23 protein-coding genes are annotated in these 24,462 nt (G+C 73.8%); 14 read left to right on the top strand and 9 right to left on the bottom strand.

What is annotated here, in order from left to right:
• Positions 1-94 precede the first annotated feature (94 nt).
• From E1211_RS03860 to E1211_RS03835, 5 genes are all read left to right on the top strand, one after another.
• Entirely contained in the window at positions 95-1,381 is a 1,287-nt protein-coding gene (locus E1211_RS03860) for a hypothetical protein (RefSeq protein ID WP_132345431.1), read from the top strand.
• A gap of 489 nt (positions 1,382-1,870) precedes the next feature.
• The gene (locus E1211_RS03850) at positions 1,871-2,080 is read left to right on the top strand and encodes a helix-turn-helix domain-containing protein (RefSeq protein ID WP_076466789.1); all 210 of its coding nucleotides are present in this window, start codon (positions 1,871-1,873) and stop codon (positions 2,078-2,080) included.
• Between the two features lie 335 nt (positions 2,081-2,415).
• Entirely contained in the window at positions 2,416-2,517 is a 102-nt protein-coding gene (locus E1211_RS03845) for a 30S ribosomal protein bS22 (RefSeq protein WP_007465623.1), read from the top strand.
• Positions 2,518-2,637: 120 nt separating this feature from the next.
• On the top strand, positions 2,638-3,711 hold the full coding sequence (locus E1211_RS03840; RefSeq protein ID WP_132345429.1) for an NAD-dependent epimerase/dehydratase family protein: 1,074 nt from the start codon (positions 2,638-2,640) through the stop codon (positions 3,709-3,711).
• 185 nt (positions 3,712-3,896) lie between these two features.
• Entirely contained in the window at positions 3,897-4,754 is an 858-nt protein-coding gene (locus tag E1211_RS03835) for a lysophospholipid acyltransferase family protein (protein WP_132345524.1), read from the top strand.
• Between the two features lie 34 nt (positions 4,755-4,788).
• Here E1211_RS03835 and E1211_RS03830 read toward each other — a convergent pair whose 3' ends face one another.
• The 3 genes from E1211_RS03830 to E1211_RS03820 all read right to left on the bottom strand — a co-directional run bounded on the left by E1211_RS03830 (position 4,789) and on the right by E1211_RS03820 (position 7,875).
• Complete coding sequence (locus E1211_RS03830) at positions 4,789-5,658, bottom strand: HAD family phosphatase (protein WP_132345427.1); 870 nt, start codon at positions 5,656-5,658, stop codon at positions 4,789-4,791.
• Between the two features lie 85 nt (positions 5,659-5,743).
• On the bottom strand, positions 5,744-6,634 hold the full coding sequence (locus E1211_RS03825) for a DUF5667 domain-containing protein (RefSeq protein WP_371686121.1): 891 nt from the start codon (positions 6,632-6,634) through the stop codon (positions 5,744-5,746).
• Positions 6,635-6,912: 278 nt separating this feature from the next.
• A complete protein-coding gene (locus E1211_RS03820; protein WP_132345423.1) occupies positions 6,913-7,875 on the bottom strand; it encodes an ECF subfamily RNA polymerase sigma factor, BldN family in 963 nt (320 codons plus the stop codon).
• 585 nt (positions 7,876-8,460) lie between these two features.
• Here E1211_RS03820 and E1211_RS03815 point away from each other — a divergent pair.
• Genes E1211_RS03815 through E1211_RS03805 form a run of 3 tightly spaced genes read left to right on the top strand, consistent with a single transcriptional unit; the run spans position 8,461 to position 11,048 of the window.
• Positions 8,461-10,128 carry an AMP-binding protein gene (locus E1211_RS03815; protein ID WP_243709327.1) on the top strand — a complete coding sequence of 556 codons (1,668 nt, stop codon included), beginning with the start codon at positions 8,461-8,463 and terminating at the stop codon, positions 10,126-10,128.
• A complete protein-coding gene (locus E1211_RS03810; RefSeq protein ID WP_132345419.1) occupies positions 10,118-10,372 on the top strand; it encodes a glutaredoxin family protein in 255 nt (84 codons plus the stop codon). The genes E1211_RS03815 and E1211_RS03810 overlap by 11 nt, the downstream gene beginning before the upstream one ends.
• Before the next feature lie 25 nt (positions 10,373-10,397).
• Positions 10,398-11,048 (top strand): HAD family hydrolase, encoded by a 651-nt coding sequence (locus E1211_RS03805; RefSeq protein ID WP_132345417.1) that lies wholly within the window; start codon positions 10,398-10,400, stop codon positions 11,046-11,048.
• 3 nt (positions 11,049-11,051) lie between these two features.
• Here E1211_RS03805 and E1211_RS03800 read toward each other — a convergent pair whose 3' ends face one another.
• On the bottom strand, positions 11,052-11,708 hold the full coding sequence (locus E1211_RS03800; RefSeq protein WP_132345522.1) for a response regulator transcription factor: 657 nt from the start codon (positions 11,706-11,708) through the stop codon (positions 11,052-11,054).
• 25 nt (positions 11,709-11,733) lie between these two features.
• Positions 11,734-13,032 carry a sensor histidine kinase gene (locus E1211_RS03795; RefSeq protein WP_132345415.1) on the bottom strand — a complete coding sequence of 433 codons (1,299 nt, stop codon included), beginning with the start codon at positions 13,030-13,032 and terminating at the stop codon, positions 11,734-11,736.
• Positions 13,033-13,459: 427 nt separating this feature from the next.
• Between E1211_RS03795 and E1211_RS03790 the strand changes: the two genes are divergently transcribed.
• From E1211_RS03790 to hemB, 5 genes are read left to right on the top strand one after another with little or no spacing between them, the layout of a single operon-like run.
• Positions 13,460-14,230 carry a redox-sensing transcriptional repressor Rex gene (locus E1211_RS03790; RefSeq protein WP_132345413.1) on the top strand — a complete coding sequence of 257 codons (771 nt, stop codon included), beginning with the start codon at positions 13,460-13,462 and terminating at the stop codon, positions 14,228-14,230.
• Positions 14,227-15,570, top strand: a complete 1,344-nt coding sequence (locus tag E1211_RS03785) for a glutamyl-tRNA reductase (protein ID WP_132345411.1) — start codon at positions 14,227-14,229, stop codon at positions 15,568-15,570. The genes E1211_RS03790 and E1211_RS03785 overlap by 4 nt, the downstream gene beginning before the upstream one ends.
• Complete coding sequence (hemC, locus tag E1211_RS03780; protein WP_132345409.1) at positions 15,567-16,535, top strand: hydroxymethylbilane synthase; 969 nt, start codon at positions 15,567-15,569, stop codon at positions 16,533-16,535. Before E1211_RS03785 ends, hemC begins: the two co-directional genes overlap by 4 nt.
• Positions 16,532-18,112 carry a uroporphyrinogen-III synthase gene (locus tag E1211_RS03775; protein WP_132345407.1) on the top strand — a complete coding sequence of 527 codons (1,581 nt, stop codon included), beginning with the start codon at positions 16,532-16,534 and terminating at the stop codon, positions 18,110-18,112. The genes hemC and E1211_RS03775 overlap by 4 nt, the downstream gene beginning before the upstream one ends.
• Before the next feature lie 16 nt (positions 18,113-18,128).
• The gene (hemB, locus tag E1211_RS03770) at positions 18,129-19,112 is read left to right on the top strand and encodes a porphobilinogen synthase (protein ID WP_132345405.1); all 984 of its coding nucleotides are present in this window, start codon (positions 18,129-18,131) and stop codon (positions 19,110-19,112) included.
• A gap of 78 nt (positions 19,113-19,190) precedes the next feature.
• Here the strand turns inward: hemB and E1211_RS03765 are convergent, their stop codons facing one another.
• On the bottom strand, positions 19,191-20,207 hold the full coding sequence (locus E1211_RS03765; RefSeq protein WP_132345520.1) for a GNAT family N-acetyltransferase: 1,017 nt from the start codon (positions 20,205-20,207) through the stop codon (positions 19,191-19,193).
• 73 nt (positions 20,208-20,280) lie between these two features.
• Positions 20,281-21,495 carry a lytic murein transglycosylase gene (locus E1211_RS03760; RefSeq protein ID WP_132345404.1) on the bottom strand — a complete coding sequence of 405 codons (1,215 nt, stop codon included), beginning with the start codon at positions 21,493-21,495 and terminating at the stop codon, positions 20,281-20,283.
• A gap of 425 nt (positions 21,496-21,920) precedes the next feature.
• Between E1211_RS03760 and E1211_RS03755 the strand changes: the two genes are divergently transcribed.
• Positions 21,921-22,136 (top strand): zinc ribbon domain-containing protein, encoded by a 216-nt coding sequence (locus E1211_RS03755; protein ID WP_132345403.1) that lies wholly within the window; start codon positions 21,921-21,923, stop codon positions 22,134-22,136.
• Positions 22,137-22,153: 17 nt separating this feature from the next.
• Here E1211_RS03755 and E1211_RS03750 read toward each other — a convergent pair whose 3' ends face one another.
• Entirely contained in the window at positions 22,154-23,149 is a 996-nt protein-coding gene (locus tag E1211_RS03750) for a helix-turn-helix domain-containing protein (protein WP_132345401.1), read from the bottom strand.
• Positions 23,146-24,141, bottom strand: a complete 996-nt coding sequence (locus tag E1211_RS03745; RefSeq protein WP_132345399.1) for a helix-turn-helix transcriptional regulator — start codon at positions 24,139-24,141, stop codon at positions 23,146-23,148. The genes E1211_RS03750 and E1211_RS03745 overlap by 4 nt, the downstream gene beginning before the upstream one ends.
• Positions 24,142-24,462 lie beyond the last annotated feature (321 nt).

Below are 24,462 nucleotides of genomic sequence, written 5' to 3'. Positions count from 1 at the left end.
CCGCCGCGCCGTTTCCGGCCGGCACCCCTGTTCGGAGTGGGGTCGGTGACGCCGGCCTCGCCGGATCGACCGTTTGGTCGTTACCCTTCGCCGGGTGACGGACGGTCTGGACGAAGCCGCCCCGCGTCGGATCCGACCCCTGTGGACGGTGCTCACGCTGGTCGTACTGCTGCTGCTCACCTGCGGTGTGCCGGCGGCGATCCTGACAGCGGCGCTCCGGGAGCCCGCCACGCCGGCGGTGGTGCGGCGCGCCGATCCCACGGCCGGCGACCCGGCGCGGGCCGCGCGTGATTTCGCCGCCCGGATCGCCACCGTGCTGAACCGGCAGTCCGCCGCCCTGCTCGCCGGTGATCTCGCCGGCTTCCTCGCCGTGGCCGAGCCGGCCGCGCACACCGACCTGCGCCGCCGGTTCAACGCGCTGCGGGCGCTGGGGGTGACCACCTGGCGGGCCGAGGTGACCGGCCTGCCCACCGCCATCGCCGACCGGCCCGGCGAGTGGCGGATGCTGGTGCGGTTCCAGTACTGCTTCGCGGTGCCCGGCTGCCGTCCCAGCCCCGTGCTGGCCGGCACCCGCTGGCGCGACGACGGGCGGCAGCCCCGGCTCGTCGCCGTCGAGGAGTCCAAGTCGGCGGAGACCGGCACCCGCCCCTGGGAGGTCAGCGAACTGGCCGTGGCGACCGGCGCGCGAACCAGCGTCGCCACGACGCCGGCGCTGCGCGGCAAGCTGCCCGCCCTGCTGGCCCAGGCCGAGGCGGCGGCGAAGGTCGCCGACAGGTACGCGGTGGCCGGCTCGCCGCCGGACCGCTACCGGATCTACTACGCCGGCCCCGCGGAGTGGGAACGCTGGTACGGCGGCGGCCGCCCGAAGTGGACCGGCGGGTACGCGGTCACCGTCGGCGGTGGCCACCACGAGATGGTGATCAACGCGGACGGGACGACCGCCGCCGGCCTGGACGACCTCCTCCGGCACGAGTTGACCCACGCCGCCTCGCTGCCCGAACAGGGTTACCCGGGCAGGACCACCTGGTGGCTGGTGGAAGGGCTGGCCGAGTACGCGGGCGCGGGCGGCCAGCCGGTGAGCCGCTACCAGGGCATGGCCCAGGTGCGCGAGCTGGTCCGGGGCGGTTGGAACGGCCGGTTGGACGACCTCGCGCCGGCCGACGACGCGCCCGCCGCCCGGGTCGCGGCCAGCTACGGCCTCGGCTACCTGGCCGTCCGGCACCTCGTCGACCGTTTCGGTGAGCAGCGCCTGCTCGCCTTCGTGGCGGCCGTGCTGCACGACCGCACGCCGCCGGAACAGGCGTCCGAGGAGGTCTTCGGCGAGTCGTGGTCGACCCTGCACGGCCAGTGCGTCGCGTACATCCGCACGCTGGCCGCCTGACGGCCGTCGCCGACCCGGCGGCCGGGACTTCATGATCCACCGGTGTCGGGTGGTCGGGGCGTACCTGCGACACTGGTCCGGCTCCCAGCGCGGAGCCCCGGTGCCGCGTCCGGAAGCGGCCCGGGGCACCCGCCCGGTGGCTCCGGTGGCGCCACCGGAGCCACCGGGCGCCTTCCGCGCTACACCGGCGGCCGACGGGCGATCCCGAACGGTTCGCGCGGTCCGGACAGGCGAACGGGGACTCCGGTGCGTGGCGGAGCGACTTCGGCGCGTCCGGGTCCCGGCGATGGGACGCGCGCCGCAACAGGGCGGATTTCGGCAGGTCGGAACGGGTGAACCCGAGGCCGGAATCATGATCAGTTGTACGAAGGGATCGCGCCGGTCACAGCCGCCCCGCTACCGTACTGGTAACACGCGCGTCGCCGGTCCGTGCGGGAGCATTCCGCCGGCACGGGTGCGCGCTGGGCATGGGATGGGGACGGGTGAGCCATGACCGGGTCGCAGTCCGACGGTCGACTGTCGGAGGTCAAGTTCCTGACCGTCGCCGAGGTGGCGACGGTCATGCGGGTGTCGAAGATGACGGTCTACCGCCTGGTGCACAGCGGTGAACTCACCGCCGTGCGGGTCGGCCGGTCGTTCCGCGTGCCCGAGCACGCGGTGCACGAGTACCTTCGCGGCGCCTTTCAAGAGACCGCCTGAGGCGCCGGACCAGCCGGGGCGTTCGGGCCCGGCCGACCACGGCGGGCCCGAGGGGTGAGCGGCGGAGGTGTCTACGGGACGCGTCCGCTGACCGCCGGGGAACGGTCCGTGGGGCACGCTGTGGCACCCCCGACGCGGCGGGAGCGGGTGCATCGACGGGGCCGCGTTGGTCCTGCTGATAGTCTCCCGCTACCCTGGACCCCGACCGTGACCGCACCCCGGTGCGCCCTGCTGCCCGACCTGGTCCGGTCCGTTGTCCGCAAGCGGTCGCCGACGCCCACCCGCGTGGTGGTGGCAGCCGGTCCGCCCCGCACGTTGCATCGAAAGGCTTTCGTATGGGCTCGGTGGTCAAGAAGCGCCGCAAGCGCATGGCTAAGAAGAAGCACCGCAAGCTGCTGCGCAAGACCCGCGTCCAGCGTCGCCGTCTCGGCAAGTGACCGCCGCCGGGCCGACGGCCCGGTAACGGCGTCACTTGCCACCTGTCGACCCTCGGAGGCTCAGGTGATCAGGCCGTGGTCGTCCCGGCACGATCCCGCCTGCCGAGGGTGGTGCGAAAGATGACCCCCGGTGGCACCTCTGGTGCTCCGGGGGTCGTCGTCGTCACCGGGCTGGGCCGCTACCTCGGCGCGCACGTCGCCGCCCGGCTCGCCGCCGACCCGCGCATCGAGCGGGTGATCGGCATCGACTCGCCCGAGTCCGGTGGCGAGTTCGCCGACCTGCTCGACGGGGTGGAACAGCTCCGCGTCGACGCCGGCTCGCTCGGCAACCTCCTCGCGGACCTGGACGTCGACGCGGTGGTGCACCTGGCGCTCGTCACCGCTCCCGACCCGCAGCACGGCGGCCGCGCGGCGATGAAGGAGCAGAACGTCATCGGCACGATGCAGCTGCTCGCCGCCTGCCAGCGGGCGCCCCGGCTGCGCAAGATCGTGGTCCGCTCGTCGACGGCGGCGTACGGGGCGTCGTTCCGGGACCCGGCGGTCTTCACCGAGGAGACCGAGCCCCGTGAGGTGCCGCGTGGCGGGTTCGGCCGCGACATCCTCGACATCGAGGGGTACGTGCGCGGCTTCCGCCGCCGCCGTCCCGACGTCACCGCGACCGTCCTGCGCTTCGCGCCCTTCATCGGCTCCACCGCCGACACGACGCTGACCCGCTACTTCTCCCAGCCGCTGGTGCCGACCGTCTTCGGCCGGGACCCCCGGCTGCAGTTCCTGCACTTCGACGACGCTCTCGAGGTGCTGCACCGGTCCGCCGTCGAGGACCACCCGGGCACCTACAACGTCGCCGGGCCGGGCGTGCTCTCCTTGGCCCAGGCGATCCGGCGGGCCGGTCGGGTGGCCGTCCCGGTGCTGGAACCCGGGCTCTCCAACGCCGCCGCGCTCGCCCGTTCGCTCGGGTTCGGCCGGATCGGGCTGGACCAGGTCGACCTCTTCGTGCACGGCCGGGTGGTGGACACCGGCCGGTTGGAGCGCGAGTACGGGTTCACCCCGCGCTCGACCGCCGCCGCCTTCGACGACTTCATCCGCGCCCACCACGGTCGCGCCGTGGTGACCCGGGAACAGTTGGCCGCCGCCGAGCAGGCCGTGCTGGACGGGATCCGGCAGGTGCGGAGCGCGGTCCGGGAGCGGTCGTGAACGGGGCCGGGCGGGAGCACGCGGGTGCCGAGGGCGGCCGGTTCGACGTACCGCTGGACGCGCCGGACCCGGCCGCGGAGCCGGCGCGGCGCAACGGACACCGACCGGCCGATCCGGCTGCCGCCGAGCCGGCGCCCGACGCGGCGGCGGAGCGGGACGAGCCGGCGCGGCCGGCCGGGTCGGCGGTGACCGATGTGCCCGGAGACCACTGGGACCGGAAGGTGGCCGGCGGTCTGGCGTTCCTGCGCCGGCGGCTCTCCGGCGACTACGAGGTCGACGAGTTCGGCTTCGACCCGGACCTGACCGAGCGGGTCCTGCATCCGCTGGTGCGGGTGCTCTACCGGGACTGGTTCCGCACCGAGGTGACCGGGATCGAGAACGTGCCCGCCGACGGTGCCGGCCTGGTGGTGGGGAACCACTCCGGCACTGTGGCGCTGGACGCGCTGATCCTCGCGACCGCCCTGCACGACCGGCACCCCGGGCACCGGTTCCTCCGCCTGCTCGGCGCCGACCTGGTGTTCCGGATGCCGGTCGTCTCCGAGCTGGCGCGCAAGTCGGGCGGCACGGTGGCCTGCAACCCGGATGCCGAACGGCTGCTCGGCACGGGCGAGCTGGTCGGTGTCTTCCCGGAGGGCTTCAAGGGCATCGGCAAGCTCTACGCCGACCGGTACAAGCTGCAACGCTTCGGGCGGGGTGGTTTCGTCTCGGCCGCGCTGCGTACCGGCACCCCGATCGTGCCGGTGGCGATCGTCGGCGGTGAGGAGATCTACCCGATGCTCGCCGACATCAAGCCGCTGGCCCGGCTGCTGAAGCTGCCCTACTTCCCGGTCACGCCGACCTTCCCCTGGCTCGGTCCGCTGGGCATGGTCCCGTTGCCGAGCAAGTGGCTGATCGAGTTCTGCCCGCCGATCCCGACGGCGCACCTGACCGATTCGGCCGACGATCCGCTGGTGGTCTTCAACCTCGCCGACCAGGTGCGGGAAACCATCCAGCAGACCCTGCACAAGCTGCTCGAACGCCGCCCGGACCCGTTCGGCCCGTGATCCGCCGTCGCCGGCAGCGGCGATCGGTGGCCGGTCAGCCCGGGCGGCGACGACGGTGCAGCGCCAGGCCGGCGCTGACGGCGCCGACCAGCGCCCCGGCCACGGCGGTGGACGGTACGGCGATCTTGACGGCCCGACGGCCGGTGCGGAAGTCGCACACCTCCCAGCCGTGCTCCCGGGCGCGGCGCAGCAGCGCGCCGTCCGGGTTCACCGCCACCGGCCGGCCCACGGTGTGCAGCAGCGGCAGGTCGTTGGCCGAGTCGCTGTAGGCGGCGCAGCGGACCAGGTCGAGCCCCTCCACGGCGGCGAGCTGCGTCACCGCCTCGGCCTTCGCCGGCCCGTGCATCAGGTCGCCGGCGAGGCGGCCGGTGTACGCGCCGTCGACCACCTCGGCGACCGTGCCGATCGCCCCGGTCAACCCGAGCCGGGACGCGATCACCCGGCCGATCTCCACCGGCGCGGCGCTCACCAGCCAGACCCGCTCCCCGGCGTCGAGGTGTCGCTGGGCGAGCTGCCGGGTGCCCACCCAGATGCGCGGCGCCATCATCTCGTCGAAGATCTCCTGGGCGAGCCGCTCCATGTCGTCCACCCGCCAGCCCTCGATGAACGCGAGCGCGGCGTCCCTGGCCTGGGACATGTCGCCGGCGTGCTCCCGGGCGAGCAACCGGAACCGGAGCTGCTGCCAGGCGAAGCGGGCCAGGTCGGCGGTGGTGAAGTAGTTGCGGGCGGCGAGCCCCCGGGCGAACCAGTAGATCGAGGCGCCCCGCATCATCGTGTTGTCCACGTCGAAGAAGGCCGCTGCGGTGGGATCCGGTGCGGACGGCGGGGCCGGCTCGGTCTCCGCCCAGCCGGCGGTGTGCCCGTGGACGTCGGTGCTGACCGTCACCCTCCGGCTGCGCGCCACGCGACCTCCCTCCCTGGACCGGTGAACCCCCAGCGAGCGTAGCCGGACCGGGAGCGGCGGGCGGGAATCCGGCGGTGCCCGCCGGTCAGCGGTCGGCGGGGCAGGTGTCGGGGGCCGGGCCGAGGCTGTCGCTGGCCACCGGCGCGGGAAGGCCGCAGCCGAGCGCCGTACGCAGCGCGTCGGAGCGCTCACGGGCCGCGTCGAGCAGCGCCAGCGATTCGCGGGTGCGCTCCCGGTCGGTCCGGTTGGCGCCGTCGAGCAGGTCGCCGACCGCGCGCCGCTGCCCGGCCACGAAGGTGTTCACCGCGTCCAGGCTCGCCGCGTCGGCGCGCTGCACGGCCGCGCCGGTCAACAGCCGTACGCCCTGGCGGGTGTCGGCGTCCATGTCGTCGAGGACGGCGCTGAAGCCGGCGTGGTCGCCACGCAGTTCGGCCGCCTCGGCGAGCCGGGTGCGGGCGAAGTCGAGGAAGAGCTGGCCCCGGCTGACGTCGGAACTGGCCAGGGCGAGTTGGGCCCGCTCGGTCCCGCGCTTCATGCCGTACAGCGCGTCGCCCGGCATCGCGTTCTCGCTGGCGGCCGAGATGCCGGAGACGGCGATCGCCCCGGCGGCCACGCCGATCAGGATGGCGCCCCGGGCGCGGGCCCGGCGTGCCGTGACCGCGGGCAGCAGGGAGTTCCGGGTGCCCGCCGTGGCGCGCTGGTCGCCCGCGTCGGCCGTCGCGGCGGCCGGTGTGCCGAGCCCTTCGCGCTCGGCGGTGGCCAGCAGCATGGCGCGCAGACCCGTGCGGAACTCCGGATCCACCTCCACCGCGGGGCGCTCGGCGACGATCCGCTGCCCCACGGCCACGAGTGGGGCGAGCTCGTCGTCGACCCGGGACCGGACATGATGCCTACGGCCGCCGTTGGCCTCGTCGAGAAGCTGGGCGAAGCGCTCGGCGCGCCGGCGGGAGAAGAGGATGTTGTCCACCGCGGGCACCTCCTCTCGCTGGTCACGGCCGGTCGGCCGCCGTATGGCCGACGACCGGCGGCGACGTGACACCGCGAGATGAGGTCGTGGGCAGGGTGTGCCCGCCGACCTCCGGGGCCCGGGGGGATACCGGGGCAACCACCGGTCGCACCCGGAGAAACGGAGCGCGCCGGGCACGGGTTACGGGCCCGGCGGGGCGGAAATCACAGAAAGTGATCGGGATCACCTCGTGAAACGGCCTCTGAGCTGCGCGATCGAAGATCGTGCAGCGCCGGCCCCGGAGATGACTACGGTTGGAAGCCGTCGGGCAGCAGACGGGCCAGGGCGCGGACGGCGCGGTACTGCAACGCCTTGATCGCGCCCTCGTTCTTGCCCATCGCACGAGCCGTCTCCGCCACCGAGAAGCCCTGGAGGAAGCGGAGCACGATGCACTCCTGCTGCTCCGGATTGAGCTGCTTGACCGCGCTGAGCAGGGCGACGTTCGTGATGTGTTCCACCACCGCCGCCTCCGGGCTCCCCTCCGGGCCGCGGTCCTCGCGGTCGGCGTCGAGCACGTCGCCGGTGGTGACCTCCAGCCGGTAGCGACCGGACTTGAAGTGGTCGGCGACGAGGTTGCGGGCGATGGTGACCAGCCAGGCGCCCAGGTCCCGGCCCTGCCAGGTGAAGCTGCCGATCCGCTTGAGGGCGCGCAGGAAGGTGTCGGAGGTCAGGTCCTCGGCGAGCTGCCGGTTGCCGACCCGGAAGTAGACGAAGCGGAAGACCGTGTCGACGTACCGGTCGTAGATGAGGCCGAACGCCTCGGACTCGCCGGCCTGCGCCCGCTCGACCAGCGCCCACACCTCGGTCGCCGGGTCGGACGGGTCGGGGCGGCTCGGGAAGCCGGTGGCGCTGCCGGTGCCGGAGGGCGCGGTGGTGGCCGGCACGGCGGGCAGCACGGCGGTCTCGCTTGCGGACGGGTCGGCCACCGCGGGAGCGTCGTCGACGCGGCGGCTCTGCGCCGGCATGCCGCGCTGCGGTGGCGCCACGACCCGGGTGTTGGGCGGCTTGGCGTTCGCGCCGGGCGGGGTCGGCCGGGGCGGCGGCTCGTTGTGCGGCCGGTTACGCAGCCGTTTGGCGGTGCCCTCACCCTGGACGGCGAGCGCCGCGCCGTCGTCGTGGCCGCCCTGCCTCGCGGTGCGCTCGTTGACGGCGCTGCGCGGGGTCGGGCCGGTCAGGCCGACCGGGCGTTCCGTGTAGCCGAAGGTGCTCATCGCGCGCCCCCCGTCCCGCCGGCCAGCGGCCGTGCCGGTCGTACCGCCCGGCCACCGGTGGACGAGCCACCGGCGGGCACGGCGGTTGCGGGGTGTGCCGACGGGCGGCAGTTCCCCTTGAGGTGCTGGTCCAATGCGCTGACGGGCACGGGGGCCTCCTCGGGCTGAGGGGTGTCGACTCACGGCAAATGGGGTGAGCCGACCCGAGTGATGATAGGGGCCAACGTCACCCGCGCGTGGCAAGTCCGTTACACAGGGCCGAAGTATTTCCCGCCGTGTCGCACCGATGGCGGACCGGTTGTCCGTCGTGTGCGGTTGACTTTGGCCGGTTCCGGTGGTCCGGAGTGGAAGCCCAGGTCAGCGCGGTCAGGTCGGGCTTCGCTCGGGCGTGTCGGTCGGCTAGCTGACAGACCACGCGGGGGATCGCGATGGCGTGTCGTGGTGTCCCGCCGACGGGACGCAGTTGGATCACGCGCGGCACAGCATCCTGTCCCGTGGACGGGACCGCCACCGTCGACGACGGAATCCGGGCGCGCACGTGCGGGGCATGGCCGCCGGCCGACCGCTGTGCGAGACTCAGCCACCGTGCAGGACGCAGCGAGCGGAACCGCCCCGAACCTCGCCGACCGGGTACGCCGGGCGGCCGTCGCGCACGGCGACCGGCCCGCCCTGCACTGGCGGGACCGGACGATCAGCTGGTCCGAACTGGACGCCTCGGTGACCGCGGTGGCCCGCGCGCTCGCCACCGCGACCACACCGGACCCGGACGGGCGGCCGGCGCGAGTCGCCATCGCCCTGCCCAACACGCCGGACTTCGTCACCAGCTACCTGGGAGTCCTGCGCGCCGGGCTCGTCGCGGTGCCCGTCAACGCCGAGTTCACCGCACCGGAGCTGCGGCACGTGCTCGCCGACTCCGGCGCGGCGGCGCTCATCGCCACCGAGCGGGTCCGTGACCTCGTCGCCCCGTACGGCGGGGAGCTGCCGGCGCTCACCGCGGTGCACGCCGGGCCGCCGGCCGACCACGGCGAGCACGCCGTCGACCTCCCGGCCCGCGGTGCGGACGATCTCGCCGTACTGCTCTACACCTCCGGCACCGAGGGGCGGCCCAAGGGGGCGATGCTGTCGCACGGCGCGCTCTCGGCCAACGTCGAACAGGTGAGCCGCATCGAGCCACCGGTGATCGGGCCGCAGGACACCGTGCTGCTGGCGCTGCCGCTGTTCCACGCGTACGGGCTCAACTCGGGGCTCGGCGCGGTGATCCAGCACGGCGCGACGGGTGTGCTGGTCGACGACCTCGGCCCGGACGTCGCGCTCGCCGAGATCGCCCGGCACCGGGTCACCGTGCTGGTCGGCGTACCGTCGATGGTGCTGGCCTGGTCCACGGCGGACGCCGGCGCGCTCGCCGCGGCGATGGCGTCGGTCCGGCTGGTGGTCTGCGGCGCGGCGCCGCTGGAGCCGGCCGTGGCGGCCCGTTTCACCTCCGCCGCCGGCCGCCCGGTGCACGTCGGGTACGGCCTCACCGAGACCGCTCCGGTGCTCACCTCCACCCTGGTCGGTCACCGTCCCAAGGCCCGCTCGATCGGCCGGCCGCTGCCCGGCGTCGAGCTGCGCCTGGTCGGCGCCGACGGTACCGATCTGTGGCGTGACGGGGTGGCCGCGCCGGACGACGACTCCGACGGGCCGGACCTCTCCGACGCCGCGCCGGGCACCGATCCCGGCCAGATCGTCGTCCGGGGCCCCAACCTCTTCGCCGGCTACTGGCCGGACGGCCGGGGCGGCCCGGACGCGGCCGGCTGGTGGCCCACCGGCGACGTCGCGTACGCCGACGAGGACGGCGACCTCTTCCTGGTCGACCGGCTCGGCGAGCTGATCCTGGTCAACGGCTTCAACGTCTACCCGCACGAGGTGGAGTCGGTGCTCGACGGGCACCCGGGGGTGGTCGAGTCGGCGGTACTGGGTGTGCCGCACCCGCGGACGGGTGAGACTGTCCGGGCGTACGTGGTGCGGGCACCCGGTGACCCGGTGACCGCGGCGGAGCTGCGCGACCACTGCGCACGGAACCTGGCCCGGTTCAAGTGCCCGACCGGCATCGAGTTCGTCGACACCCTGCCGCACTCGGTGATCGGTAAGGTCCGTAAGACCCAGCTCCGCCCGGCGACCGCCACGCCCGCCCCGGTGCCGTCCCCGGCGGCGCCGGTCGACGACCCGTCGGTTCCGGCCGACCCGCGCACGGAGGTGCCCGATGTCCAGTGACGCCCGGCTCACCCTGATCACCCGGCCCGACTGCCACCTCTGCGAGGAGGCGCGCGCCGCGTTGGAACGGGTGGTCGCGGTCACCGGCGACCGGTGGGTCGAGTGGGACGTGACCGCCGACCTGGAGCTGGAGCGCGACTACGGCGACCGCCTGCCGGTGGTGCTGCTCGACGGCAAGGAGCACGGCTACTGGCGGGTGGAGGAGGAGCGGCTGCTGCGGGACCTCACCACCCCCCAGCTGTGAACGCCGCCGGGTAGCCTTCGGCGACATGACCCCTGCACGCCCCCACCTGGTCTGGGACTGGAACGGCACCCTGCTCAACGACCTCAGCCTGGTGATCGACGCCACCAACGTCGCGTTCGCCAGCGTCGGTGGCCCGACCGTGACCGCCGACCAGCACCGGGTGCGGTTCCGCCGGCCGGTCGCCGAGTACTACGCCGACGTGCTCGGTCAGGCCGTCGACGACGAGGAGTTCGGCCGGCTGGACCGGATCTTCCACGAGGCGTACCGCAGCGGGCTCACCACCTGCGAGCTGGCCGCCGACGCGCGGACCGCGATGCGGACGTGGCCCGACGGGCAGTCGCTGCTCTCCATGTGGTTCCACGACGAGCTGGTGCCGACCGTGCACCGGTTCGGGCTGACCGGCGACTTCCTGCGGGTGGACGGTCTGCGCGGCGGGACCGGTGGCGACCGCAAGGCGGAGTCGCTCCAGAAACACCTCGCCGAGCTGGGCGTCGACGGGCGCTCGGCGGTGCTGATCGGTGACTCGCTCGACGACGCGGACGCCGCCGGCGCGGTGGGCGGTCGCGCCGTGCTCTACACCGGTGGCTTCACCGACCCGGGTCGGCTGCGCGCCTCCGGCCACCCGGTGGCCGACACGCTGACCGAGGCCGTGCAGCTCGCCCGGTCCCTGTTCTGACTCTCAGTTGCGCAGGTAGGCCAGCACCGCCAGGACCCGGCGGTGCTGCTCGGTGTCGGGTGGGAGGTTGAGCTTGGTGAAGATGTTGCGCACATGCTTCTCCACCGCCCCGTCACTCACCACCAGGGCACGCGCGATCGCCGTGTTGGAGCGCCCCTCGGCCATCAGCCCGAGCACCTCCCGCTCGCGCGGGGTCAGCTCGCGCAGCGGGTCGTCGCGGCGGCGCCGGGCGAAGAGCTGACCGACCACCTCCGGGTCGAGCACCGTGCCGCCGGCCGCGACCCTCCGCAGCCCGTCCAGGAACTCGTCGATCGCGGCCACCCGGTCCTTCAGCAGGTAGCCGATCCCGCCGCCGCCGGCGCCGCCGGTGGTGGCCAGCAGATCGTCGGCGTACGACACCTCGACGTACTGGGAGAGGACCAGGACGGGGCTGCGTGGCACCAGTTGGCGGGCCTGCACCGCCGCCCGCAACCCCTCGTCGGTGTGCGTCGGCGGCATCCGCACGTCGACGATCGACACGTCCGGCCGGTGCGCCACCACCGCCTCGACCAGCGCGTCACCGTCACCCACGACGGCCACGACCTCGTGCCCGGTCTCGGTCAGCAGCCGCACCAGCCCCTCCCGGAGCAGCACGGCGTCGTCGGCGATCACCACTCGCATGGTGGTGTTGTCTATCACGTCGACCTCACAACGGCAGGTCGGCGCGGATCTCGGTGGGCCCGCCGGGCGGGCTGACGACGGTCAGCTCGCCCCCCGCGGCGCGGACCCGGTCGGCGATGCCCGCCAGCCCGTGCCCCTTCGCCACGTGCGCCCCGCCCTGGCCGTCGTCGCCCACGCTCACCGTGAGCCGCCGATCCGACCTCTCGACGCTCACCTGGCACTCGGTCGCCCGGCTGTGCTTCGCCACGTTGGTGAGCGCCTCGGCCACCACGAAGTAGGCCGTGTTCTCCAGCGCCGGGTCGAGCCGACCGGCCGGTACGCCGAGCTCCGGGTCGACCCGCAGCTCGATCGGGATCAGCCCGCGTCCGGCGAGCGCGGCCAGCGCGCTGGGCAGGCCGCGGTCGACCAGGATCGGCGGCGCGATGCCCCGGGAGAGGGAGCGCAGCTCGGCCAGCGTGTCCCGGGTCTGCGCGACGGCCTCGTCCAGGGTCCGCCCGGCCGCCTCCGGGTCGGAGGCGAGCTGCTGCCGGGCCCGGCTGAGATCCATCGCCAACCGGACCAGCCGCTGCTGGGGGCCGTCGTGGATGTCCCGTTCGAGCCGGCGCAGGGCGGTCGCCTCGGCGGAGGCGGCGGCCCGCTTCTGCTCCTCGAGCACGATGATCCGGTCGCGCATCTCGGCGACCCCGGTGAGCATCGCCCGGCAGAAGCTCGCCTGGAGCAGGGCGCAGCCGCGGACCACGATCGGGAGGGTGATGAGGAAGAAGGCGCCGATCGCGGTGTAGAGGCCGACCCGGGTGGCGGTGGAGCCCCCGAGGCCGAGCAGGTCGGCCAGGTCGGTCTCGTCCGGTGGGTGTGGCAGCGCCCAGTCGTACGCCCAGTAGAGCGCGCCGCCGACGGCCCCCGCCCACCAGACCACGGTCACCACGAACGTGCCCACCGCGACGATCAGCTTGAAGATGCCGTGCGCCAGGTCGAGCCAGGACTGGGCGTCGGCGATCGGTACGAAGATCCGCCGCCAGGCGCTGGCGCCGGGCTCCGCCACCCGGTAGTGGGGGCGGATGCGGGGCTGGTGCAGCACGGAGGGCAGTCGGAGCCGTTCGATGTCGGCCAGGCCCCGGGCGGCGTAGAGGGTTCCGGCGAGGACGGGCAGGCCGATCACCGTCACCATCAGACCGATGCCGAGCACCGTGCCGGCCAGCAGCACGACGAAACTGGCCAGCGCCAACGGGAGCCCGAGCAGCACGTAGCCGGAGTCGTGCAGAAGTTGGCGGGTGACGGTCGGCGCCAGTTTCGACTGGTGGGCGGGCACAGTGACGGTGGTCATGCCAAAAGGCTAGGCAGTACGACGTCCCGGGCCCATCCCGTAGCCCGTCCTCTGCGCCGTAGGGCTGGCCCTACCTCTGGTTTCTCGGCCGGTTGCCGTCGCGGTTTCGGCCGGAAAATAGCGGATCGCGCTGTTTGAAAGGGCGATTAGGGCGCGCTGACGGCGCGGGATTGGTCAGAGAAGTCGGGATTGAGCAATAATCGCCGAGCGGTGCCGGTGGATACCGCCGGATCGATCTTGCGGAATGGAGGGCCAGGTGGAGCCGCGTCGCGAGCTGACAAGATCGCGATTTGTGCACCCCTTCACAAGCGCCTACTCTGTGATTTCGACGCGCCCCGCTAGCACAGCCGGCACCCTCGGTCGCCAGCGGGAGTCCCGAAGCGGCCGACCGCCGGAGTCGGCCGAGGATCGCACCGCACGGAGTCTCATGAGTCAGCACCGTCACCCTGGCGCGCCCGGTAGCGCCGGTGCCGTACCGGCGCTCCCCGACCTGCCCGAGGCGACCGTCGCGCGGCTCCCGGAATACCTCCGCGCCCTGCACAACCTCGCCGACGGCGGCCACGAGACCGTCTCCAGCGAGGGGCTGGCCACCGCCGCCGGCGTCAACTCCGCCAAGCTCCGCAAGGACCTCTCCCACCTCGGCTCGTACGGCACCCGCGGCGTGGGCTACGACGTGGCGCTGCTCATCGAGCAGATCGAGTCCGTGCTCGGGCTCACCCAACGTCGGGCGGTCGCCCTCGTCGGCGTGGGTAATCTCGGTCACGCCCTGGCCGGCTACGACGGATTCGCCAGCCGTGGCTTCCGGATCGCCGCGCTCTTCGACGCCGACCCGGCCCGGGTGGGCGAGGAGATAAACGGCCTGGTCGTACGGCATGTCGACGAGCTGTCCCGGGTCGCCGCCGAGGAGTCCATAGCGATAGGCGTGATCGCCACGCCGGCCGCCGCCGCCCAGCCGGTGGCCGACCAGCTGGTCGCGGTCGGCGTGACCAGCATCCTCAACTTCGCACCCTGCGTACTCTCGGTCCCGGAGGGCGTCGACGTACGCAAGGTCGACCTCGCCATCGAGCTGCAGATTCTGTCGTTCCACGAGCACCGCAAGGCGTCGTTGACCGCGCTGCCCGCCACCGGTGGGTCCGCCCTCACCGCACTGCCGGGTGGGCTCGCGGCCAACGACTCCCAGGAGGCGATCGGTACGTGAAACTCCTCGTCGTCGGCGCGTCCTACCGGACCGCCCCGGTCGCCACGCTGGAGCGGCTCGCGGTGCCGCCCGCCGAGTTCACCCGCATCCTGGACCGGCTGGTCGCCCAGCCCTACGTGAGTGAGGCGGTGCTGGTCTCCACCTGCAACCGGGTGGAGGTCTACGCCGCCGTGTCCGGTTTCCACGGCGGGCTCGGTGACATCTGCGCCGTCCTCGCCGAGCAGGCCGACTGCTCGGCGACGGCGCTCGCCAACCACCTCTACGTGCACTACGACGCGGCGGCCGTGAACCACGTCTTCCGGGTCGCCACCGGGCTGGACTCGATGGTCGTCGGTGAGGCGCAGATCCTGGGCCAGCTGCGCGACGCGTACCACTGGGCCACCGACGCCGACTCGGCCGGCCGTCTGCTGCACGAGCTGATGCAGCAGGCGCTGCGGGTGGGCAAGCGGGCGCACGCCGAGACCGGCATCGACCGCGCCGGGCAGAGTGTGGTCACCGCCGCGCTGGAGCTGGCCGCCGCTCATCTCGACGGCGACCTCACCGGCCGCCCCGCGATGGTGGTCGGCGCCGGTGCGATGGGCTCGCTGGGCGTGGCGACGCTCGCCCGGCTCGGCGCCGGGCCGTTGACCGTCACCAACCGGGGCGCCGATCGTGCCGTCCGGCTGGCCGAGTCGTACGGCGCGACGGCCGTCCCGATGGCCGAGCTGACCGCCGCACTCTCCACAGTGGACATCGTAGTGGCCGCCACCGCGGCCATCGAACCGGTCCTCACCCGGTCGGTGGTGGCCCGGGCACTGGCCGACCGGGATCCCGCGCGGGGGCCGCTGGTCCTGCTCGACCTGGCCGTACCGCGTGACGTCGAGGCCGGGGTGGCCGAGCTGCCCGGGGTCGAGGTGATCGACATCGAGCGGATGGCCGCCCTGCTCGCCGAGGGTCCGGCCGCCAGCGACGCCTCCGCCGTGGAGCAGATCGTCACCACCGAGGTCGAGAGCTTCCTCACCTGGCTGCGCGGCGCGGACGTCGCGCCCACCGTCGCCGCCCTGCGCGGGCGCGCCGACGACGTGGTCAGCGCGGAGCTGCGCCGGTTGGCCCAGCGGCGACCCGACTTCACCGACGACCAGCGTGCCGAGGTGGCCCGGACGGTGCACCGAGTGGTGCAACGGCTGCTGCACCAGCCGACCGTGCGCGTCCGCCAGCTGGCCGCGGAGCCCGGCGGCGACCAGTACGCCGCGCTGCTGCGCGAGCTCTTCGACCTCGAGGTGCCGCAGACCTCCCCGGTCGACACCGTTCCCGACGTCATGGAGACCGACCCCACCCCGTCCTCCGGAGGTGAAGGATGAGCACCACCCTGCGCCTCGGCACCCGGGGCAGCGCCCTGGCGATGGCCCAGTCCGGCCACGTCGCCGAGGCACTCACCGCGGCCACCGGCCGCCCGGTCGAGCTGGTCGAGGTGATCACCGCCGGCGACCGCTCGAAGGCGCCGGTGCACCGGCTCGGTGTCGGCGTCTTCGTCTCCGCGCTGCGGGACGCGCTCGCCGCACGCACCATCGACTTCGCGGTGCACTCGTACAAGGACCTGCCCACCGCGCCCGCGCCCGGGCTGCACATCGCGGCGGTGCCGCCCCGGGAGGACCCGCGCGACGCGCTGGTCGCCCGGAACGGCCTCACGCTCGCCGAGCTGCCGCCGGGGGCAACGGTCGGCACCGGTGCGCTGCGTCGGATCGCCCAGCTGCACGCGCTGGGGATGCAGCTGGAGGTCACCCCGATCCGCGGCAACGTCGACACCCGCCTGGGGCGCGTGCTCGGCCCGGACGCCGACCTCGACGCGGTCGTCCTGGCGCGGGCCGGGCTCAGCCGGATCGGCCGGGCCGGCGAGATCACCGAGTCGCTCGACCCGATGCTGATGCTGCCCGCGCCCGCCCAGGGGGCGCTGGCGGTGGAGTGCCGGGCCGACGACCCGGACCTGATCGAGCTGCTCGCCGTACTGGACCACGCGCCGTCCCGCGCCGCGATCACCGCGGAGCGGGCGTTGCTGGCCACCCTCGAGGCAGGGTGCAGCGCACCCGTCGCCGCCTACGCCGAGCTCGCCGAGGGCGATGTCGGCGAGGAGATCTACCTGCGCGGGGCGGTGATCAGCCCGGACGGCACCCGTGAGATCCGGCTGTCCCGCACCGGAACGCCCGCCGATGCGGCGGAGATCGGCAAGGCGCTCGCCGCCGAACTCCTCGACCTCGGCGCCGACACGATCCTCGGCCACGAAGGACACACCGGCCCGGGGACCCAGCAAATTGGGAGCACAGAATGACCCGCACCCGTAAGCCCGTAGGCCGCATCGCGTTCGTCGGGGCCGGTCCCGGCGACCCGGGCCTGCTGACCCGCCGGGCGCACGACGCCCTGGTCGACGCCGACCAGGTGGTGTACGACCGGGGAGTACCCGAGTCGCTGCTCGCCTCCGTACGCGCCGAGGCGCGGGAGGACGCGGAGTTCACCCCGGCGGAGGGCGCGCCGGGAGACGTGGCGAAGGTACTGATCTCCGCGGCCCGCGCCGGGCAGAACGCGGTCCACCTGGTCGCCGGCGACCCGTTCGGCCACGACTCGGTGGTCAAGGAGGTACAGGCCGTGGCCCGTACCGCCGCTCACTTCGAGGTGGTCCCCGGTGTGGGGCAGGCCGAGGGGGTCGCGACCTACGCGGGCGTGCCGCTGCCGGGCGTACGCACGGCGGCCGACGTCGAGGACGTCAGCGCGCTGGACTTCGAGGCGCTGGCCGCCGCGGTGGGACGCGGCTCGCTCGCGCTCGCCGTGGACGCGGGCGACCTCTCCGCGGTCCGGGACGGTCTGCTCTCCGTGGGTGTGGACGGCACCACGGCGGTCGGCGTTACCGGGGACGGTACCGGCGAGACGCAGTACACGACCACCTCGACGGTGGACAGCTTCGTCGCCGCCGCGCTCGGCTTCACCGGCCGCGTGGTGCTCACCCTCGGCGAGGGCGTCGGCGAGCGGGACAAGCTCAGCTGGTGGGAGAACCGGCCGCTGTACGGGTGGAAGGTGCTCGTGCCGCGTACCAAGGAGCAGGCCGGTGTGATGAGCGCCCGGCTGCGCGCGTACGGGGCCATCCCGTGCGAGGTGCCGACCATCGCGGTGGAGCCGCCGCGTACCCCGGCGCAGATGGAGCGGGCGGTCAAGGGCCTGGTCGACGGCCGGTACGCCTGGGTGATCTTCACTTCGGTGAACGCCGTCCGGGCGGTCTGGGAGAAGTTCGCCGAGCACGGCCTCGACGCCCGGCACTTCGGCGGCGTGAAGATCGCCTGTATCGGTGAGGCGACCGCGGACGCCGTGCGCGCGTTCGGCATCCAGCCGGAGCTGATCCCGTCCGAGGAGCAGTCCTCCGAGGGGCTGCTGGCCGAGTTCTCGCCGCACGACGAGGTGCTCGACCCGGTCGGCCGGGTGCTGCTGCCGCGCGCCGACATCGCCACCGAGACGCTCGCCGCCGGGCTCACCGAGCGCGGCTGGGAGGTCGACGACGTGACCGCGTACCGGACGGTCCGGGCGGCGCCGCCGCCGGCCGAGATCCGCGACGCGATCAAGTCGGGCGGCTTCGACGCGGTGCTCTTCACCTCGTCCTCGACCGTCCGGAACCTGGTCGGCATCGCCGGGAAGCCGCACGCGCGTACCGTGGTGGCAGTCATCGGCCCGAAGACGGCGGAGACGGCGACGGAGTTCGGCCTGCGGGTCGACGTCCAGCCTCAGCACGCCTCGGTGCCCGATCTGGTGGAGGCGCTCGCCGCCTACGCCGTCGAGTTGCGGGAGAAGCTCGCCGCCATGCCGGCCAAGCAGCGCCGCGGCTCGAAGGTGCAGGGTCCGACCGCACTGAGGTTCCGGTAGTCGTCAGGAGTTGAACGTGTCGTACCCCGAGATCCGGCCCCGTCGGCTGCGCCGCACCGCCGCGATGCGGCGGTTGGTCGCCGAGACCCGCGTCGACCCGGCCGAGCTGGTCCTGCCGATGTTCGTCAAGGAGGGGCTGACCGCGCCGCGCGAGATCAGGTCGCTGCCGGGCGTGCTCCAGCACTCCCGGGACTCGCTGCGGAAGGCCGCGGTCGAGGCGGTTCAGGCCGGGGTCGGCGGGATCATGCTCTTCGGTGTGCCGGAGCAGCGCGACCCGTCCGGCTCCGGCGGTCTCGACCCGGACGGCATCCTCAACGTGGCGATCCGGGACGTGATCGCCGAGGTCGGCGACGCCACAGTCGTGATGAGCGACCTCTGCCTGGACGAGTTCACCTCGCACGGGCACTGCGGCCTGCTCAGGCCCGACGGTGAGGTGGACAACGACGCCACGCTGGCGGCGTACGCCGAGATGGCGCTCGCCCAGGCCGACGCCGGGGTCCACGTGGTCGGGCCGTCCGGGATGATGGACGGCCAGGTCGGGGTGGTCCGGCGGGCGCTCGACGCCGCCGGTCACCAGGATGTGACGGTGCTGGCGTACGCCGTCAAGTACGCTTCGGCCTTCTTCGGCCCGTTCCGGGAGGCCGTGGAGTCGGCGCTGGAGGGGGACCGCCGCAGCTACCAGCAGGACCCGGCGAACCTCCGGGAGTCGCTGCGCGAGGTGGCGCTCGACGTCGCCGAGGGCGCCGACATGGTGATGGTGAAGCCGGCGTTGCCGTACCTGGACATCGTCTCGGCGGTGCGCGCGGCGGTCGACGTCCCCGTCGCCGCCTACCAGGTCTCCGGGGAGTACGCGATGGTCGAGGCGGCCGCCGCGAACGGCTGGATCGACCGGGAGGGCGCGATGCTGGAGACGCTGACGTCGATCCGCCGGGCCGGCGCTCAGATCATCCTCACCTACTGGGCGGTCGAGGCCGCCCGGCTGCTCCGCCAGCGCTACTGACGCGCCGCGTTCCCGACCGGCTCGGCGGCCCCCGGGGGGTCGTCCCGGTCGGCGCGTGCGGCGGTGCTCCGGGTCTGCTCAGCGTGTCGCGTCGAGGCGGTGCACCAGCTCGCCCACGTCGACGCTGTATTCGCACCAGTCCCGGTCGGGCCGGTAGCCCAGCTCGGCGTTGACCTTCAACATCGCCTCGTTGGCCTGGGCGTTCCAGGTCTGCACCTCGGTCAGCTCCGGTGCCGCCTCGCGCAGCTCCAACAGCATGCGCGCCTTGATCGCCCGGTCGATCCCGTAGCCACGGTGGTCCTGCGCGACGATGGTGTCGTACTGGTCGGCGCGGGTCGGGTGCTGGGCCGGCACCACCACCTCGGTCAGGCCGGCCACCTCACCTGTCTGCTCGTGCAGGGCCAGCACGATGTACGGTCGCATGCCGCGTCGGTGCAGGCAGTCCAGGCTGTCGCGCAGCCGCTGCGCGTCGTACGAGCTGGGGCGAAGCTCCCCGTCCTCGATGTCGCGCACCTCGGCCTTCGCCCGGGCGTACGCCTCGATCAGCTCGTCCGGCGGCCCGTCCGGGTGGAACTCGAGGTGGTATCCGGCGCCCACCCCGCCGGCCATCTCGGCAAGATCCGCCCAGTCGACCGTGGAGAGGTCCAACACGCTGCGCGTCTCGACGTACTCCCGGACGAAGCCGAGGGACTCGTAGAAGCCGACGGCGGGGGTGTCGCCCACCACCTCGACCCCGATCGAGGAGAAGCCCTCCTGGTAGACCCGGTGACCGGCGACGCGGACCAGCTCACGGCCGAGACCGGTGCGCCGGACGGACGGGTGCACCAGCACCTCCAGCACACCGATGTCGCCGAGCAGCAGCACATGCACCTGGCCGAGGATGTCGCCCGGCGAACCGTCGGCCGCGGGCTCCGCCTGCGCGACCCAGGAGATCCGCCGCTGACCCGGCATGACCTCGGTGAGGTACTCCCGCAGGGAACTCTTCCGCCACGGTGGATCTTGCGGCAGATCAGCCGCGAGGACCGCGTTCAGCGTGTCCAGCAGCGACGCGATCTCGACAGACGACGCGGTCCGGGCGTCCCACTCGCGCACCATCACCTGTCTAGCTTGCCGCTAACGACAGCCTGGGGGAAGTGTCCAGTTCTCCAAATGTATGCAGACGATCACTTCACGTACGGCTAGCCTGTCCGTACTGGTTTGCGGTGTCGAAGACCTTCTGTACGTAGGGGCGCACGTCGTTGTACGAGAGGATCGCGTTCCACCAGTCGGTGGGGATGCTCAGATTGCGGCCGCCACGGCACAGGTAGTTGCCCGCGGCGAGGGCGGCGTCGTCGATGTCGTGCGGGTCCTCGACGCCGTTGTTGTCCGCGTCCACGCCGACGTCCTGCCACGTCGTCGGGATGAACTGCATCGGCCCGATCGCACGGTCGTAGCTGGTGTCCTTGTCGAGCTGCCCCCGGTCGGTGTCGATGATGCGCATCCGGCCGCCCTGCCCGTCCAGCGGCAGGCCGATGATCTCCGGCATGGCCCGCCCGTCCTGGCCGAGGCTGGCGCCGTTGGCCCTCCCGTGCGAGGACTCGACGAAGCCGATGGCGGCCAGCGTGGTCCAGTTCAGCGCACAGCTCCGGTTCGTCTGGGCGAGCACCAGCTCGGCGTAGCCGTACGCCTCCATGGCGACCTGCGGGATCCCGACCTTGGGGCCGACCCGCTTGGCCCAGTCGGCCAGCGCGTCCGCCGGGCGGCCCCCGACGGCCGGGGCGGTCGGCGCGCCGGGAGTGGCGGTGGTGGGCGGCGTTGACCCCGGCAGGGTGGGCAGCCCGGACGGCGAGATCCCGGGGGCCGGCGCGCCGTTCCCGGCGGTGGCGTCGGCCGCGACCGGACGCGGCGCGCGTACCGTCGCCGGCACGATCAGCGCCCCGGCGGTGGCCGTCACCGCCACCAGCAGGAGCAGGAACAACCCCGGCAGCGTGAGACGGCCGCTCGGCCGCCGCGACCAGGCCCGGGTCGCCCGGGCGGCGGCCGCCGCGGCCCGGCGGGGACGCAGGCGTACGGCGTGCGCGAACGGCACCCGGTGCCGGGCGGACCGCGCGGCGACCGGGGCGCCCTCCTTCGTGGCCGCGTCGGTAGCCGTTCCGGTGGTGCCCGCCGGCACCGGGTCGCTGCCCGACCGGCCGGCGGACTCCGGCTCGGCGTCGGTCTCGGATCCGGGCCCGCTCCTCGCCCCGGACCCGGTCTTCGGGTCGGAGTCGGCCTTCGGTGCGTCGCCCGGGGTCGGGTCGGCGTTGCTCTTGGGTGCGTCGCCCGGGGTCGGGTCGGGGTCGGCCTTCGGCGCCCCGACCGCCGGAACGGCGTTCGCGGTGGCCTCGGCCGGCGAGCCCGGCATCGGCCTGCCGGCGTCGGTCGTCGCGCTGCCCGGGGTGTCACCCGACCCGGCGGATGCGTGGCCCGAGGCGTTCCCCGACCGGGCGGGGCCACTGCCCGAGGGTTCGGCGGAAGCGTCGTCCGAGGTGCCTCGCGACCTGGTCGAATCGCTCCCTGCCACCGGTGCCCCGGCGTCGGCCGCGAGCCGGGGCGGGTCGGCGTCGGCGGCCGGTGCGGGCTCGGCCGGGGTGTCGGATCTCAGCCAGGGCCGTCGAGGACGGGGCACCTGCCGGGCCGCCGGATCCGGTGCCGCGCCGGACTCGGCGATCGCCCCGTCGAGCGGCGCGGCCGGTCGCAGGGGCCGAAGGGTCGATCTGTCCTCGCCGTCCACCCGTCGAGTATCACCCATCCCTCGCGACACGTCAGGACCCCACGTACGCTGACCGCATGCCCCGGTACGACTTCCGCTGCCGCGCGTGCGGCGCGACCTTCGAGGTCAATCGCCCGATGGTGCAGGCCGGTGAGCCCGCCGCGTGCCCACAGGGCCATCTGGACACTGTGAAGCTGCTCTCCACCGTCGCAATCACCGGCCGTGGCGGCGCCTCCGGTGGCGCTGCGGCGCCCGCCGCGGGCGGCTGCTGCGGTGGCGCCTGCGGTTGCTGAGCGAGCACGATTCGCTCCTACGGCTGCTGTTCGTGCTGTTCCCGGCGGGCGGCCTGCACCCCGGCCTGGAACCGGGTACGGGCGCCGAGTGAGGCCATCAGCTTCGCGATGTGTCGCTGCGCGGTGCGGTAGCCGACGCCGAGCTGGCGCGCGATCGCCTCGTCGGTGAGCCCGGAGAGCAGGAGCGCGACGAGCCGCCGGTGCTCGACCGTGGGGCGGTGGCTCGGCGGTGCGGCCGGGGACGGCCGCAGGGGCAGGGCGGAGCGCCACAGCCCTTCGAAGAGGTGCACCATGGCGTCGAGCAGTGCGCTGGGCCGGAGCAGCACGGCGCTCTCGCCCCCGTCGAGCGGACGGCGGACGAGCAGGCCGTACCGGCCGTCGGCCAGGTAGAGCTTGACCGGCAGGGTCGGCAACACCCGGGCCTGCTGACCGGCGGTGATGAGCTGTTCGAGCCCGCGCAGGGCGCCCGGCTGTTCCAGCGAGGAACGCTCGTAGATGGTGCGGGAGCGCACCCCCCTACCGAGCAGCTCGACCCCGCCGCTCGTCGTGCCGGACCCGTCGAGGTACGGGGGCTTGTCGAGGCAGAGGATCTCCGTCTCGGCGGCACGCCGGAGACGAACGAGCCGTTCCAGTACCGCCTCGCGCCCGGTGACCACTTCGAGTACGGCGGTCGAGTCGGTCAGGCCGGAGTGTGCGCGGTGGACCGCGGCCAGCCCCCGCAGGTGCGCGCGGGCGACCCGCAACCGCCCCTCGTATGCCCGTACCGGCCCGTCGAGGGCGACCTCGGGGTCGACGGCGGTGTAGGTCGGCGGGTCGTCCTCGGTGGCCAGGACGAGCCCGGCGGCGGTGAGCGAGTCGAGCGCGTCGCGCAGCGGCTCGCGGCGGATCCAGGACCGGCCGAGCTCGGCCGCCGTGGCGCCCGGCTCCGCGACGACCAGTTCGTACGCCGCCGACTCGATCACGCTCAGGCCGGCCGCGGCGAGGTCACCCTCCGGCAGCGCCGGCACCGTCACGTCAGGTCACCCGAGGTGGTGATCCATTCACGACGGATCGCCTGGTATCCGGCCTGGAACCGGCTGGCCGCCCCCAGCCGCCGCAGCATCGCGCTGATCCGCCGACGCACCGTGCGTTCGGTGCAGCCCTGCTGGGCGGCGATCGCGGCGTCGGTCAGCCCGGCGGCGAGCAGCGGAAGCAGCTCCCCCTCGGCCGGCGACGGCGCGTCACCGACCTCCACGAGCTGGGGGTGGCCGTCGCGTACCCGCAGCGGGACGCCCTGGTCCCAGGCCAGCTCGAAGAGCGTGCCGAGCGCCTCGGTCAACGCCGGGTCACGGACGAGCATGGCGGACTCGACGTTCTCGGTCCGGACCGGGAGCAGCGCCAGCGGATGGTCGCTGAGCACCAGTTTGATCGGCACGGTGGAGACGCGAGTCTCCTCGCCCACGGAGAGGCCGTGCGCGAAGTCGGCGAGCCGGTCGGGGTCGTCGAGGCCGCGCCGGTCGTAGATCACGCGGTAACGGATGCCCCGGCGGAGCAGCCCCGGCTCGACCGGGTCGGTCAGCGGCGGGCCGTCCACGTAGGGCGGCGCGTCGAAGACGCGCACCTCCTTGCGGGCGCTGAGCTGGACGTCGGCGAACGCCTGCTTGATCGCCTGCTTCCCGTGCAGGATCTCGACGAGGTTCCCCTCGTCCGGTGAACGCCGGTTGGCGCGGAAGACGGCGGCCAGCCGGGCGCGGCGGGCCCGGGCACGGGTGAGGGCGCGTTCCCCGGCGAGAGCCAGCGTGTCGGCGAGCTCGTCCGGCGCGACCGCCTGGAACCGCGCCGGGGCCCCGGGCAGGCGCAGCGCCAGCCCCAACTCCTCGAGCCGGGCGAGCAGCGGCCTGACCGGCCCGCGCCACGGCCGGCCCGCGGCAAACCCGTCGATTGCGTCGAGGGGGACGGCGGGACGTTCGAGCAACCACTCGTAGAGCGCCTGCTCGGCCGCCGTGACCCCCAAGATCCGCAGCACTCGTTCATCGTGCGGCAACCCCGGGTTGATGTCCATCCTCTTCCCGCCGGTGGCGTGAACCGGACGTCCCCACTGCCTTCTGTCGCATCGACAGTGGTGGCATCGTCGGCAGGCGCGCTCGCCGGGGAAACCTGTGCCGGTGCCGGACGCGCTCGCGACGACGGTCGATCGGTTCCGCCGGCGGGCGCGGTCGTGAGTCGACTCGCCGGAGGAGAGTGCGGAGCGTGCCACCCGAAGCAGCACCCCTGAACATGACGAGGCGGCGCCCGTTGCCGCCCGAACCGGTGCCACCGCGCGCCGGCCCGGTGACCGCCGGGCTGC

The organism is Micromonospora sp. 15K316 (genome assembly GCF_004348525.1).
In the GTDB taxonomy this organism is placed as follows: domain Bacteria; phylum Actinomycetota; class Actinomycetes; order Mycobacteriales; family Micromonosporaceae; genus Micromonospora.
This window is presented reverse-complemented; position numbering and strand designations above follow the sequence as displayed.